The 14,590-nt window shown below is 59.7% G+C and carries 14 protein-coding genes; 9 read left to right on the forward strand and 5 right to left on the reverse strand.

The window, feature by feature from the left end:
* Positions 1-10 precede the first annotated feature (10 nt).
* Genes nuoI through nuoN form a run of 6 tightly spaced genes read left to right on the forward strand, consistent with a single transcriptional unit; the run spans position 11 to position 6,274 of the window.
* Positions 11-559, forward strand: a complete 549-nt coding sequence (nuoI, locus tag IF199_RS19065) for an NADH-quinone oxidoreductase subunit NuoI (RefSeq protein ID WP_085712394.1) — start codon at positions 11-13, stop codon at positions 557-559.
* A gap of 9 nt (positions 560-568) precedes the next feature.
* Positions 569-1,069 (forward strand): NADH-quinone oxidoreductase subunit J, encoded by a 501-nt coding sequence (gene nuoJ, locus IF199_RS19070; RefSeq protein ID WP_096822263.1) that lies wholly within the window; start codon positions 569-571, stop codon positions 1,067-1,069.
* A 3-nt stretch (positions 1,070-1,072) separates the two neighbouring features.
* Positions 1,073-1,381, forward strand: coding sequence for an NADH-quinone oxidoreductase subunit NuoK (gene nuoK / locus IF199_RS19075; protein WP_003180046.1), 309 nt, complete (start codon positions 1,073-1,075; stop codon positions 1,379-1,381).
* A complete protein-coding gene (gene nuoL / locus IF199_RS19080; protein ID WP_102622477.1) occupies positions 1,378-3,231 on the forward strand; it encodes an NADH-quinone oxidoreductase subunit L in 1,854 nt (617 codons plus the stop codon). The genes nuoK and nuoL overlap by 4 nt, the downstream gene beginning before the upstream one ends.
* Positions 3,232-3,270: 39 nt before the next feature.
* Entirely contained in the window at positions 3,271-4,803 is a 1,533-nt protein-coding gene (gene nuoM, locus IF199_RS19085; RefSeq protein ID WP_096822265.1) for an NADH-quinone oxidoreductase subunit M, read from the forward strand.
* A gap of 7 nt (positions 4,804-4,810) precedes the next feature.
* Entirely contained in the window at positions 4,811-6,274 is a 1,464-nt protein-coding gene (gene nuoN, locus IF199_RS19090) for an NADH-quinone oxidoreductase subunit NuoN (RefSeq protein WP_102622478.1), read from the forward strand.
* 66 nt (positions 6,275-6,340) lie between these two features.
* Here nuoN and IF199_RS19095 read toward each other — a convergent pair whose 3' ends face one another.
* Positions 6,341-6,805 (reverse strand): GNAT family N-acetyltransferase, encoded by a 465-nt coding sequence (locus IF199_RS19095; protein ID WP_192558403.1) that lies wholly within the window; start codon positions 6,803-6,805, stop codon positions 6,341-6,343.
* 369 nt (positions 6,806-7,174) lie between these two features.
* On the opposite strand from IF199_RS19095, the gene IF199_RS19100 reads away from it, so the two are divergent.
* The 3 genes from IF199_RS19100 (at position 7,175) to IF199_RS19110 (ending at position 9,315) form a co-directional block, all read left to right on the forward strand.
* Positions 7,175-7,519: a toxin gene (locus IF199_RS19100; protein ID WP_096822369.1), complete on the forward strand. Its 345-nt coding sequence runs from the start codon at positions 7,175-7,177 to the stop codon at positions 7,517-7,519.
* The gene (locus tag IF199_RS19105) at positions 7,516-7,830 is read left to right on the forward strand and encodes a helix-turn-helix domain-containing protein (protein WP_007951468.1); all 315 of its coding nucleotides are present in this window, start codon (positions 7,516-7,518) and stop codon (positions 7,828-7,830) included. The genes IF199_RS19100 and IF199_RS19105 overlap by 4 nt, the downstream gene beginning before the upstream one ends.
* A 159-nt stretch (positions 7,831-7,989) precedes the next feature.
* Positions 7,990-9,315 (forward strand): OprD family porin, encoded by a 1,326-nt coding sequence (locus IF199_RS19110; protein WP_192558404.1) that lies wholly within the window; start codon positions 7,990-7,992, stop codon positions 9,313-9,315.
* A 151-nt stretch (positions 9,316-9,466) separates the two neighbouring features.
* Here IF199_RS19110 and IF199_RS19115 read toward each other — a convergent pair whose 3' ends face one another.
* The 4 genes from IF199_RS19115 to IF199_RS19130 form a co-directional block, all read right to left on the reverse strand.
* On the reverse strand, positions 9,467-9,799 hold the full coding sequence (locus IF199_RS19115) for a DUF2790 domain-containing protein (RefSeq protein ID WP_192560980.1): 333 nt from the start codon (positions 9,797-9,799) through the stop codon (positions 9,467-9,469).
* A gap of 79 nt (positions 9,800-9,878) precedes the next feature.
* On the reverse strand, positions 9,879-10,079 hold the full coding sequence (locus IF199_RS19120; protein WP_096822271.1) for a co-regulatory protein PtrA N-terminal domain-containing protein: 201 nt from the start codon (positions 10,077-10,079) through the stop codon (positions 9,879-9,881).
* A 134-nt stretch (positions 10,080-10,213) separates the two neighbouring features.
* Positions 10,214-13,366, reverse strand: a complete 3,153-nt coding sequence (locus IF199_RS19125; RefSeq protein WP_192558405.1) for an efflux RND transporter permease subunit — start codon at positions 13,364-13,366, stop codon at positions 10,214-10,216.
* Between the two features lie 15 nt (positions 13,367-13,381).
* Entirely contained in the window at positions 13,382-14,575 is a 1,194-nt protein-coding gene (locus IF199_RS19130) for an efflux RND transporter periplasmic adaptor subunit (RefSeq protein WP_192558406.1), read from the reverse strand.
* Positions 14,576-14,590: the final 15 nt, after the last annotated feature.

Below are 14,590 nucleotides of genomic sequence, written 5' to 3' on the forward strand. Positions count from 1 at the left end.
GATTTGACCCATGTTCAAATATATTGGCGACATCATTAAGGGTACCGGTACCCAGTTGCGCAGCCTGGTCATGATCTTCGGTCATGGCTTTCGCAAGCGCGACACCCTGCAATACCCGGAAGAACCGGTCTACCTGCCGCCACGCTACCGTGGCCGTATCGTCCTGACCCGCGACCCCGATGGCGAAGAACGCTGCGTAGCCTGCAACCTGTGCGCCGTGGCTTGCCCGGTGGGTTGCATCTCGCTGCAGAAAGCTGAAACCGAAGACGGTCGCTGGTACCCGGACTTCTTCCGTATCAACTTCTCGCGCTGCATTTTCTGCGGTCTCTGCGAGGAAGCCTGCCCGACCACCGCGATCCAGCTGACCCCGGATTTCGAGATGGCCGAGTTCAAACGTCAGGACCTGGTGTACGAGAAAGAAGATCTTTTGATCTCCGGCCCCGGCAAAAACCCTGATTACAACTTCTATCGTGTTGCAGGTATGGCCGTTGCCGGTAAGCCGAAAGGCGCCGCACAAAACGAAGCCGAGCCGATCAACGTGAAGAGCTTGCTGCCTTAAGGAAGAACGATGGAATTCGCTTTCTATTTCGCATCGGGTATCGCTGTTGTGTCCACACTGCGCGTGGTCACCAACACCAATCCTGTGCACGCCCTGCTCTACCTGATCATTTCGCTGATCGCCGTGGCCATGACCTTCTTCGCACTCGGCGCTCCGTTCGCCGGTGTGCTGGAAGTGATCGCCTACGCTGGCGCCATCATGGTGCTGTTCGTGTTCGTGGTGATGATGCTGAACCTGGGCCCCGCCTCGGTTCAGCAGGAACGCACCTGGCTCAAGCCCGGTATCTGGGCAGGGCCGGTGATTCTCGGCGCCCTGCTGCTGGCCGAACTGCTGTATGTGCTGTTCGCTCACCAGAGCGGTCAGGCCATCGGCCACACCACCGTGGACGCAAAAGCCGTGGGCATCAGCCTCTTCGGTCCGTACCTGCTGGTGGTCGAACTCGCCTCGATGCTGCTGCTCGCTGCAGCCGTCACGGCGTTCCATTTGGGCCGTAACGAGGCGAAGGAGTAAGACATGCCTGCTATCCCTCTCGAACATGGTCTGGCCGTTGCCGGCATCCTGTTCTGCCTTGGTCTGGTCGGCCTGATGGTCCGCCGCAACATTTTGTTCGTGTTGATGAGTCTGGAAGTGATGATGAACGCCTCTGCACTGGCCTTCATCGTTGCGGGTGCCCGCTGGGCGCAACCGGATGGACAGATCATGTTCATCCTGGTGATCAGCCTTGCAGCCGCCGAAGCCAGTATTGGCCTGGCGATCCTGCTGCAACTGTATCGCCGCTTCCACACGCTCGATATCGACGCTGCCAGTGAGATGCGCGGATGAACCTACTCTTTCTGACTTTCGTATTCCCTCTGATCGGGTTCCTGTTGCTGTCGTTTTCCCGCGGCCGCCTCTCGGAAAACCTGTCGGCGCTAATCGGTGTCGGCTCCATCGGCCTGTCTGCCATCGTCGCGGCCTACGTGATCTGGCAATTCAACGTCGCTCCACCGGAAGGTGGCGTGTACGTTCATGTGCTGTGGAAGTGGATGTCCGTCGAGGGCTTCCAGCCTAACTTCGCCCTGTACCTGGATGGTCTGTCCGTGACCATGCTCGGTGTGGTAGTCGGTGTGGGCTTCCTGATCCACCTGTTCGCCTCCTGGTACATGCGCGGTGAAGCCGGTTACTCGCGTTTCTTCGCCTACACCAACCTGTTTATCGCCAGCATGCTGTTCCTGGTCCTGGGCGATAACCTGCTGTTCATCTACTTCGGTTGGGAAGGCGTGGGCCTGTGCTCGTACCTGTTGATCGGTTTCTACTACAGCAACCGCAACAACGGTAACGCCGCACTGAAAGCCTTCATCGTCACCCGTATCGGCGACGTGTTCATGGCGATCGGCCTGTTCATCCTGTTCCAGCAACTGGGCACGCTGAACGTCCAGGAACTGCTGGTGAAGGCGCCTGAGCACTTCAAGGTCGGCGATTTCTGGATCGTGCTGGCGACCCTGATGCTGCTGGGCGGTGCGGTCGGTAAATCGGCTCAACTGCCGCTGCAGACCTGGCTTGCGGACGCGATGGCCGGCCCTACCCCGGTTTCGGCACTGATCCACGCCGCAACCATGGTTACTGCTGGTGTCTACCTGATCGCCCGTACCCACGGTCTGTTCGCCCTGGCGCCGGACATCCTGCATCTCGTGGGAATCGTCGGTGGTGTGACCCTGGTGCTGGCCGGTTTCGCGGCACTGGTACAAACCGACATCAAACGTATCCTCGCCTACTCGACCATGAGCCAGATCGGCTACATGTTCCTGGCGCTGGGTGTTGGCGCCTGGGAAGGCGCGATCTTCCACCTGATGACCCACGCCTTCTTCAAGGCCCTGCTGTTCCTTGCTTCCGGTGCGGTGATCGTTGCCTGCCACCACGAGCAGAACATCTTCAAGATGGGCGGCCTGTGGAAGAAACTGCCGCTGGCCTACGCCAGCTTCATCGTCGGTGGTGCCGCTCTGGCCGCCCTGCCGCTGGTGACCGCAGGTTTCTACTCCAAGGACGAAATCCTCTGGGAAGCGTTCGCCAGCGGCAACCACGGTCTGCTGTACGCAGGTCTGGTCGGCGCATTCATGACTTCGCTGTACACCTTCCGCCTGATCTTCATCGCGTTCCACGGTGAAGCCAAGACCGAAGCTCACGCCGGTCACGGCATCGCTCACTGGCTGCCACTGTCGGTGCTGATCGTGCTGTCGACTTTCGTCGGCGCCATGATCGTTCCACCGCTGCACGGCGTACTGCCTGAGAGCGTTGGCCATGCCGGTGGCGAAGCCAAGCACAGTCTGGAAATCGCGTCGGGCGCCATCGCCCTGGCCGGTATCCTGCTGGCGGCCCTGCTGTTCCTCGGCAAGCGTCGCTTCGTGACTGCGATCGCCAACAGCGGCATCGGCCGTTTCCTTTCGGCCTGGTGGTTCGCTGCCTGGGGCTTCGACTGGATCTACGACAAACTGTTCGTGAAGCCGTACCTTGCGATCAGCCACATGCTGCGCAAAGACCCGCTCGACCAGACCATCGGTCTGATCCCGCGCATGGCCAAGGGTGGTCACACTGCCCTGAGCCGTACCGAAACCGGTCAACTGCGTTGGTACGCTGCTTCGATGGCTGCTGGTGCCGTGTTGGTAATCGGCGCTGTCGTGCTGGTAGCGGTCTGATATGAACCTTGCGAATTTGCGAAAGGAAACGAGCCCGTCATGATTCTGCCTTGGCTAATCCTGATCCCCTTCATCGGCGGCCTGCTGTGCTGGATGGGTGAGCGCTTCGGCGCTACTCTCCCCCGCTGGATTGCGCTGTTGACCATGACCCTGGAACTCGCCCTCGGCCTCTGGCTGTGGGCCCACGGTGACTATTCATTTGCTCCGGCGCCTGGCGCCGATCCGACCTGGGCGCTTGAGTTCAAGCACGTCTGGATCCAGCGCTTCGGCATCAACGTGCACCTGGCCCTCGACGGCCTGTCGCTGCTGATGATCCTGCTGACCGGTCTGCTGGGTATCCTGTCGGTACTCTGCTCGTGGAAAGAGATCCAGCGTCACGTTGGCTTCTTCCACCTGAACCTGATGTGGATCCTGGGCGGCGTTGTCGGCGTGTTCCTCGCCCTCGACCTGTTCATGTTCTTCTTCTTCTGGGAAATGATGCTGGTGCCGATGTACTTCCTCATCGCGCTCTGGGGTCACAGTTCTTCGGACGGCAAGAAAACCCGGATCTACGCCGCGACCAAGTTCTTCATCTTCACTCAGGCTTCCGGCCTGATCATGCTGGTGGCGATCCTGGGTCTGGTACTGGTCAACTACAACAGCACCGGCGTGATCACCTTCAACTACGCCGATCTGTTGAAGACCAAGATGTCGATGACCACCGAGTACATCCTGATGCTCGGCTTCTTCATCGCCTTCGCGGTCAAGCTGCCAGTGGTTCCGTTCCACTCCTGGCTGCCTGACGCTCACGCCCAGGCACCGACCGCCGGTTCCGTCGACCTCGCCGGTATCTTGCTGAAAACCGCGGCCTACGGTCTGCTGCGTTTCGCCCTGCCGCTGTTCCCGAACGCCTCGGCCGAATTCGCGCCGTTTGCCATGGCCCTGGGCCTGGTCGGGATCTTCTACGGTGCGTTCCTGGCGTTCGCCCAAACCGACATCAAGCGTCTGATCGCCTTCTCGTCCGTTTCCCACATGGGTTTCGTACTGATCGGCATCTACTCCGGCAGCCAACTGGCGCTGCAAGGCGCCGTGATCCAGATGCTGGCTCACGGTCTGTCGGCAGCGGCACTGTTTATCCTCAGCGGTCAGCTGTACGAGCGTCTGCACACTCGTGACATGCGTGAGATGGGCGGTCTGTGGTCGCGTATCGCTTACCTGCCGGCGATCAGCCTGTTCTTCGCAGCCGCCTCGTTGGGTCTGCCGGGCACCGGTAACTTCGTCGGCGAGTTCCTGATCCTGATCGGTACCTTCGCCAGTGCTCCATGGATCACCGCGATTGCCACGTCCGGTCTGGTGTTCGGTTCGGTCTACTCGCTGATCATGATCCACCGCGCTTACTTCGGTCCGTCCAAATCGGATTCGATCCTGCACGGCATGGACGGTCGCGAACTGATCATGGTGCTGGGCCTTGCGGCACTGCTGATTTACCTCGGCGTCTACCCGCAACCGTTCCTCGACACCTCTGCCGCCACGATGCATGGCGTGCAGCAGTGGCTCGGCACCGCCTTCACTCAACTCGCTTCGGCCCGGTAAGAGCGCTATGGAATTCACGATTCAACACTTTATTGCGCTTGCGCCACTGTTGATCACCAGCCTCACCATTATCGTGGTGATGCTGGCAATCGCCTGGCGCCGCAACCACTCGCAGACCTTCCTGATTTCGGTGGCAGGTCTGAACCTGGCCTTGCTGTCGATCCTGCCGGCACTGAAAGTCGCGCCTCTGGCCGTGACCCCATTGCTGCAGATCGACACCTTTGCCTGCCTGTACATGGCGCTGATCCTGGTCGCCACCCTCGCCTGCGTAACTCTCGCCCACGCCTACCTCGGCGATGGCGGTTCGGGTTACCCGGGCAACCGTGAAGAACTGTACCTGCTGATCCTGATGGCCGCCGCCGGTGGTCTGGTTCTGGTCAGCGCACAGCACCTGGCCGGCTTGTTCATCGGTCTGGAACTGCTGTCGGTGCCGGTCTACGGTCTGGTGGCCTACGCCTTCTTCAACAAGCGTTCGCTGGAAGCCGGTATCAAGTACATGGTGCTGTCGGCCGCCGGTTCCGCGTTCCTGCTGTTCGGTATGGCGCTGCTGTACGCCGACTCGGGTTCCCTGAGCTTCGTCGGTATCGGTCAGGCACTGGCCACCACCAACCTGCCGAGCTCGCTGGCGCAACTGGGCCTGGGCATGATGCTGATCGGCCTGGCGTTCAAACTGTCGCTGGTACCGTTCCACCTGTGGACGCCGGACGTGTACGAAGGTGCTCCGGCACCGGTGGCCGCGTTCCTCGCCACCGCGTCGAAAGTGGCTGTGTTCGCGGTAATGGTTCGTCTGTTCCAGATCTCCCCTGCCGCCAGCAGTGGCGTACTGAGCAACGTACTGACCATCATCGCCATCGCCTCGATCCTGTTCGGTAACCTGCTGGCCCTGACCCAGAGCAACCTCAAGCGTCTGCTCGGTTACTCGTCCATCGCGCACTTCGGCTACTTGCTGATCGCACTGGTGGCGAGCAAGGGTCTGGCGGTGGAAGCCATCGGCGTGTACCTGGTCACCTACGTGATCACCAGCCTCGGCGCGTTCGGCGTGATCACCCTGATGTCCTCGCCGTACAACGGCCGTGACGCAGACGCGCTGTACGAGTACCGCGGCCTGTTCTGGCGCCGTCCGTACCTGACCGCCGTACTGACCGTGATGATGCTGTCCCTGGCCGGTATCCCGCTGACCGCAGGCTTCATCGGCAAGTTCTACATCATCGCTACCGGTGTCGAGTCGCACCAATGGTGGCTGGTCGGTTCGCTGGTTCTGGGCAGCGCCATCGGCGTGTTCTACTACCTGCGCGTGATGGTCACCCTGTACCTGATCGAACCGAACCTGCGCCGCCACGACGCCCAACTGCACTGGGAACAGAAAGCCGGCGGCGTGATGCTGCTGGCAATCGCCCTGGTTGCGTTCTTCCTCGGCGTCTACCCACAACCGTTGCTGACCCTGGTTCAGCAGGCGGGTCTGGCGGGCTGATTGCTCTGCTGGAATGGGCTACAAACAGAAACGGCACCTTCGGGTGCCGTTTTTGCGTTTATGCCATCACAGTTTTTTCAGCATCGGCACACAGGCCAGTTGAAGACCTGAAGGCGATTGATAAACCGCACTCCCCTCCCCGACGTAACCGCAGCGCCTGTAGAAATCAGCGGCATTCAAGGTCGCATCCAGACAAACCTCTGCCAGCCCCAGACTCCGTGCCAGCGCTTCAAGAAAGTGCAGCACTCGCTTGCCCAGACCGCGCTGAATGAAATCCGGATGGATGAAGATGGCGCCGATTTCGCGATGCTCCAGATCGAGCATGCCGGTTGCCACAGGCTCACCCTCAACGTAACCCAGATAGAATTGCTTTTGCATGAGCGTGTCGTAACCGTCTGCCGCCGAGCCTTTTGTCCAGTCGAGCATCTGCTGCTCGCTGTAGGCACCGATGCATTGATGCCAGATCGCCAGTCGCCGAATCTCGAACGCTATCCCGGCATCGTCCGGGGTGGCTCTTTTCATTTCGAACATTTCTCTCTCCTTGAGCCATGTGCGGACGGGCAATTAAAAAGCCCCGTCCATTTCTGGCGGGGCTTTGGGTAACACGTCATTTACCAGACATGCATGACCTTATGGCCCGCCGGAAGCGGTCACAGAGGAGCACATCATGGTCATTCGATGTTGGGCATTCATGGCTGGATAGTGCTGCGGATTGTTCGGTCACGTCAATTGCAAGGTTCCTCCCTATTCAGTCGAATGCTCCCACCACACTGGTCGATTCGTCCTACAGGCGTTTTTACGATCGGTGACTACCGTTGAAAAGGGGGCGAAAAGGATGGCCTGGAGGCCTTGACCAATTCGATCATCGGGACAAAACTATACGTAGGTAACGTACAGAACATGGATGCTCTTTTTATCGAATTACCCGCGTTCCAGAAGCACCGGGACGATTACCTGGATGATGATTTGTTCCGCAGCTTTCAATTAGAGCTGCTGAAAAATCCCGAAGCGGGCGATCTCATCGAAGGAACGGGTGGGCTGCGTAAAATTCGCTTCTGCGACCAACGACGCGGTAAAGGCAAGCGCAGCGGATTACGAGTGATTTATTACTGGTGGTCTGGTTTCGACCAATTCTGGCTGTTCACCGTGTACAGCAAAAACGAGCAAGACGATCTGTTGCCTTCCCAGAAAAGAGTCTTCAAACAGGCTCTGGATACAGAAATCAACACGAGAACCCAAATATGAAACGTGACATTTTTTCCGAACTGATGGAGGGCCTTGAGGCTTTGGCCGACGAGCGCCAGGGCAAGGTCACCCTTCGCACCCACAAAGTCCAGTTACCAAAACTATTGCCGATCACTGCCGAGGAAGTTGTTGCGATCCGCCAGCAACTCAACCTCTCCCGGTCAGTTTTCGCCATGTACCTGCGAACCAACACTCGAACCCTCGAAAACTGGGAACAAGGTCGAGCAACGCCAAATGCCCAAGCGACGACACTCATTCGACTGGTCGAGCGTTTTCCACAAACGATCGACCACCTTGCGGCTCTGACCTGACTTCCGGGATCTAACAAAATTGTAATCCCCCAATCACCTCCGCGTTATCCGCAGCCTGCAACGATGTCACCCGGCGACTCTCCCGGCGGGCCCTTGCCCGTCGAACAATAAAACCCACGCCGAAGCACGTTCCCGTTCTGCCGAACTCAGGAGTGATTGATGGTTAACAACAAAAAAATGTCGATGGCCGCTTTAGCAGTGGTTGTCGGCTCCGGGCCGTCCATGGTGTTTGCAGAAGAAAAACCCGAAGGGTTTATCGAAGGCAGCAGCCTGACGGTACTCAACCGCAACTTCTATTTCAATCGTGACCACCGCAACGGCCAGTCCAGCCCTACCGGCAATGGTTATTCCGAAGCCTGGGCCCATGCGGTCATCAGCAAGTTCGAATCCGGTTTCACCCAGGGCACCGTCGGGGTCGGGGTGGATGCTTTCGCGATGATCGGCCTGAAACTCGATACCGGTGATGGTCGCAACGGTGGCCGCAGCTCGTTCGATGTGTTGCCGGTCAACAGTGACGGTGAAGCACGGGACGAATACACCAAGGTCGGGGGCGCCGCCAAAGTACGGGCCTTCGATACGGTGGTGAAAATCGGCGATGTGTTCCCGGCCAACCCAGTGGTTGCAGCAGGTGATTCGCGACTGCTGCCGGAAAGCTTTCGCGGTGTGACGGCGACCAACACCAGCATCGAAGGTCTGTCGATTCAGGGCGGCCGGCTGCATGCGATGAGCCAACCGGTGTCCAGCGACATGCGCGAGAACTTCGCAACCTTCTATGCCGGCCCGGTCAACTCGCCGTGGATTGCTTATGGCGGCGGCGACTATGCACTGAACAAAAACCTCAGTTTCAGCCTGTACACCAGTCGACTGAAAGATGCCTGGAACCAGTACTACGCTGGCACCGCCTGGACGTATCCGCTGTTGGACGACCTGTCGCTGTTCGGTGGCCTGAACTATTACAAGGCAGTCGACGAAGGCAAACAATTGCTCGGCAAGTTCGACAACAACATCTGGAGCGGCCGTGTCGGTGTGAAGCTTGGCGCCCACTCTGTCGCCCTCTCCCACCAGCGCAACAACGGCAACGACGACTTCGATTACCTGCGTCAGTCCGACTCGATCTTCCTCGACAACTCCATCCAGTACAGCGACTTCAACTCGCCGAAAGAGCGTTCGTGGATGGTGCGCTACGACCTCGACATGACCACTTACGGCGTGCCGGGCCTGTCGTTCATGACCCGTTATGCCCGTGGCACCGACTCCGACTACTCCAACGCCAACGCCGTGTACATGCGTCGCGATGCCGACGGCAATCCGCTGACCGACCAGAAGCGCTGGGAGCGTGATATCGAAGTCAAATACGTGGTGCAGAGCGGTTCGATGAAGGACCTGTCGCTGCGTTTGCGCCAGGCCACCACCCGTGCCACGGCATTCGAGTCTGACCTGGATGAAGTACGCGTGATTGTCGAATACCCGCTGGCGATTCTCTGAGTCTTCACGAGCAATACAAATTCACCTTTAGAAGCTCCTTGCTCCTTTGGTAAGAGGTGAATCCTTTGGCGTCCTTCGGGGCGCCTTTTTTATGCGTGAAAAAAAGCCCGACTCACTGAACATGAACCGGGCGTTTGAGCCGCTATCGGCGCTATCCACCCTGCTGACGGCAGGTGCCCATCACGCTATAGGTGAGCGTATTGAGTTGCCCTTTGGAGTCCTCATAAGTCATCGCTGCCGGCACAACCGCGCATTCATTCTTCGGCCGGACAACGCTGACCACCTTCTTCACATCCAGCTTCATACCGTACTCGTATTCCTTGACCACCGGCGCCGCTTTGCCCTGGGCGGCCGCGTACTGCTCCATGGCTTGGGCATTGGCGCTGAGCGCCCGGTCGAACGTCCGGTCTCCGCCCCCTTCGGCCAACGCATTCAAAGACATTGCCATGACACCGGTGAACGCCATCAACTTGAGAAAGTTCATATCCATTTCCTTCAAAAAACGACTCATAAAAAAGCCCACCATCGATGCGCGATGACGGGCTCATTCATTGGTGACACGCTTACAGGTCTTGGGTCTTTTCGTCCTTTTTGTCATTCACGACAACAGGATCACGGGCCTTCTCCTTGGCCACAAACAGTTCCACGGAGCGGTCGTTGGCGGTCATCATTCGGTCGAAAGTACGGTCACCGCCACCTTCGGCCATGGCCAGGGAAGACATCACCAACGCCACCAAAAAAGCACCGATCTGTACAGATTTCATGTTTGATTCCTCGTTTAAGTAACTGACGGGATCAAGGTAACAATCCGAACCTTTCGTGACGGTGGCGCCGAAATTACATATCCGTTATGTAGAAAGGCCCGCAATCGCGGGCCTGTTTTTGAATCATGCAGTGACTAAGCAGCAGCGGGCGATTCCTCGTCCCGACGATGCGCAAGCTGATACAGCGCCGGCAATATCAACAACGTGAGGATGGTCGAGGACAGGATCCCGCCAATCACCACCGTCGCCAGCGGTCGCTGAACCTCGGCCCCGGTGCCGGTCGCCAGCGCCATCGGAATGAAGCCCAGGGACGCGACCAACGCCGTCATCAACACCGGGCGCAATCGCGTTAGCGCACCTTCATGAATCGCCTCGGCAAGCGAGCGTCCCTCCTCGCGCAAATTACGTATGAACGCGATCATCACCAACCCGTTGAGCACCGCCACGCCGGACAACGCGATAAACCCGACCCCTGCCGAGATCGACAACGGGATGTCCCGCAGCCACAACGCCATGACCCCGCCAGTCAGCGCAAACGGAATCCCGGTGAACACCAGCAACCCGTCCTTGAGGTTGTTGAACATCATGAACAGCAAACCGAACACCAGCAGCAACGCCACCGGCACCACGATCTGCAAGCGTTTGGCCGCCGATTGCAGTTGCTCGAACTGACCGCCCCAAGTGGTCCAGTAACCCGCCGGCACCTGCACATCGCGCTCGATCACCTCGCCCGCCTCGGCGACGAAAGAGCCGATGTCACGCCCGCGCACGTTGGCGCTGACGATCACCAGGCGCTTGCCGTTCTCGCGGCTGACCTGATTCGGCCCCAGCACCAGATCGAGACTGGCAACATCTTTCAGCGCAATGAAGCCGATCTGACTGGCCGCCTCACCGCCAGCCGCCGGCACCGGAATCAGCAGCGCCGACAACCCGTCGACGTCCTTGCGCATGGCGTCGGACAAGCGCACCACCATGTCGAATCGACGATCACCTTCATACATTGTCCCGGCCTTCTGCCCGCCGACGGCCACGGCAATGGTGTCCTGCACATCGCCGACGTTGAGCCCGTAACGCGCAGCCTTATCGCGATCGATGTTGATGGTCAGCACCGGCAGGCCAGTGGTTTGCTCGACCTTGACCTCGGACGCGCCATTGACCTTCTGCATCGCGGCGGCAATCTTCGCCGCCGTGGCATTGAGCACATCCATGTCATCGCCGAACACCTTGACCGCTACGTCGCTGCGCACGCCGGAGATCAGTTCGTTAAAGCGCAGCTGGATCGGCTGCGACAGTTCATAGTTGCTGCCCGGCAGCGTCGCAGCGGCTTGTTGCAGCTCGGCCATCAGGGTTTCCCGGGACTTGCCCGGGTCCGGCCATTGGTCTTTCGGTTTGAGCATCACGTAGCTGTCGGAAATGTTCGGCGGCATCGGATCGGAGGCGATTTCCGCGGTGCCGGTGCGGGCGAACACGCGTTCAACCTCGGGCACTTTATTGAGGATCAACGTTTCCAGTCGCTGCTGCATATCCACCGATTGCGTCAGGCTGGTGCCCGGCACGCGCAACGCCTGCAAGGCAAAATCGCCTTCGCTGAGACTCGGCACAAACTCGCTGCCCATGCGGCTGGTGACCACGCCACTGAGCACGATCACTCCCAACGCCGCACCGACCGCCATCGCCCGATGGGCCATGACCCAGGCCAGTGCCGGTGCATAGACGCGACGTGCACCGCGCATCACCAAGCCCTCTTCTTCCTTGACCTTGCCGGTCACGAACAGCGCAATCGCCGCCGGCACAAAGGTCACGGACAAGAGCATCGCACCGAGCAACGCAATCACCACGGTAAACGCCATCGGGTGGAACATTTTCCCTTCGACGCCGCTCAGGGCGAAGATCGGCAGGTACACGACCATGATGATCAACTGGCCGAAAATCAGCGGTCGCCGCGCCTCTTTCGCTGCCGCAAACACTTCATGGAAACGCTCGGATCGCGTCAGCAGACGCCCGTGATGCTGCTGCGCATGGGCCAGTCGTCGCAGCGTATTTTCGACGATCACCACCGCACCATCGACGATGATGCCGAAGTCGAGCGCGCCGAGACTCATCAGATTGGCGCTGACCTTGTTGCTGAACATGCCGGTGAAGGTGAACAGCATCGACAGCGGAATCACCATTGCCGTGATCAGCGCAGCGCGGATGTTGCCGAGGAACAGAAACAGAATCGCGATCACCAGAATCGCGCCTTCGACGAGGTTTTTCTTCACCGTCGCGATGGCTTTGTCGACCAGATGCGTGCGGTCGTACACCGGCACCGCAATCACGCCGTCGGGCAAGGATTTGTTGATCTGATCGAGCTTGGCGGCGACTGCCTGAGAGACCGTGCGACTGTTTTCGCCGATCAGCATGAACACCGTACCCAGCACCACTTCGCGGCCATTTTCCGTGGCGGCGCCGCTGCGCAGTTCGCGGCCGATGTCCACGGTGGCGACGTTCTTGATGCGGATCGGCGTACCGTCGACATTGGCCATGACGATGTTGGCGATGTCCTCGGTGCTCGCCACCTGGCCCGGTGCGCGAATCAGCAATTGCTCGCCGCTGCGCTCGATGTACCCGGCGCCGACGTTGGCGTTGTTGCGCTCCAGCGCCGTCACCAGATCGGTGAGGGTCAGTTTGTAGGCCGCGAGTTTTTTCGGATCGGGGGCAATCTGGTACTCCTTGGCAAAGCCGCCGATGGTGTTGATCTCGGCCACGCCGGGGACGTTGCGCAATTGCGGCTTGATGATCCAGTCCTGAATCACCCGCAGATCGGTCGGCGTGTAGGGCGTACCGTCGTCCTTCAGCGCGCCTTCCTTCGTCTCGACCGTCCACAGGAAAATCTCGCCAAGCCCGGTGGAGATCGGCCCCATCACCGCCTCAACGCCCTCGGGCAATTGCTCCTTGGCGGACTGCAACCGCTCGTTGACCAATTGCCGGGCAAAGAACAGATCAGTGCCGTCCTTGAAGATCACCGTGACCTGAGACAACCCCGAACGCGACAGCGAACGGGTCTGTTCCAGCGCCGGCAGGCCGGCCATCGCGGTTTCAATCGGGAACGTAATGCGCTGTTCGGTTTCCAGCGGCGAGAACCCGGCCGCGCCGGTGTTGATCTGCACCTGGACGTTGGTGATATCGGGCACGGCGTCGATCGGCAGCTTTTGGTAACTGGCGATGCCGAGGCCGGCCATGAGCAGAACGGCGAGCAGCACGATGATGCGCTGCTCGATGGCAAACTGGATCAGGCGTTCGAACATGGGAGTCTTCCGCAATTAGTGACTGTGCTCGGCCGAGGCTTTGCCCAGCTCCGATTTGAGGACGAAGCTGCCGGCGCTGGCGACTTGCACGCCCGGTTCCAGCCCGGCGGTGACTTCCACCTGACCCGCCGCGCGACTGCCCAGCTCCACCGCTTGCGCCTTGAAGCCGTCGTCGGTGCGCACGAATACCGTGGGTTTGTCCTCGACGGTCTGGATCGCGGTTTCCGGTACAGCGACTTTGGCCTGGCGGCTGTCGGTGGCGACCAGCGCGGTGACAAACAGGCCCGGGCGCCATGAGCCTTGCGGGTTTTCCAACGTCACGCGAACCGTCGCGGTACGGGTCTGTTCGCCGAGCAGGCTGCCGACGTAGGCCACGGTGCCGGTCACTTCAGCATTCAATTCCGCCGCGCTGACCGTGACGGGTTTGCCCACTTGCACCTTGTTCAAGTCCTTCGGTGAAACGCCGAAGGTGACCCACACCCGCGACAAATCCGAGAGCGTGAACGCCGCCGTGGTTTCATCGACCACCTCGCCCGGCGTCAGGTGTTTTTCCACCACCACACCGTCGAACGGTGCCCGCAGTTCATAGCGATTACCGCCAGTGGCAACCACACTGCCGCTAAGCACGCTGATCTTTTGCCGGGCGTTGTTCAGGGCGATTTCGGCTTCTTCCAGAGCCTGACGTGCCTGGAGGAAATCCTGCTCGGCGGAGATCTTGTCCTGCCACAGTTTCTTCTCGCGTTCGAAAGTCGTACGCGCCAAGGCCAGACGACGTTGCGCGGCCGCCTGCTCGCTGCGCTGATCGGAAATCTGCTGGCTGGCGATCACGGCCAGCAGTTGGCCCTTCTTCACTGACTGCCCGAGATTGACCGACACCGACTCGACCACCCCCGGTACGCGTGGCACCACATGGGCGGTGCGGTCCTCGTCGAAGCGCACTTCACCGGGGAACGGCAGGCCGAGACTGATGCGCTGCGCTCGCGCTTCGGCCACTTGAATCCCCGCCGCCGTGATCTGTTCGGCCGTCAATTCGATGTGCCCTTCTTCGCCATGTTCGCCTTCAGCAGCGGCGCCTTCTTCGGCGTGATCCGCATGCTCGGCGGCCTCATCGGCATGCGCGTCGATGCCTGAGTTGCCCGCCCACATCGAGCCGATACCAATGCCCAACGCCAAGGTCGCCGCAGCGACCACGATCAGTTTTTTATCCATGGAAACTCCTCTGCG

Source organism: Pseudomonas allokribbensis, assembly GCF_014863605.1.
Classification (GTDB): Bacteria; Pseudomonadota; Gammaproteobacteria; order Pseudomonadales; family Pseudomonadaceae; genus Aquipseudomonas; species Aquipseudomonas allokribbensis.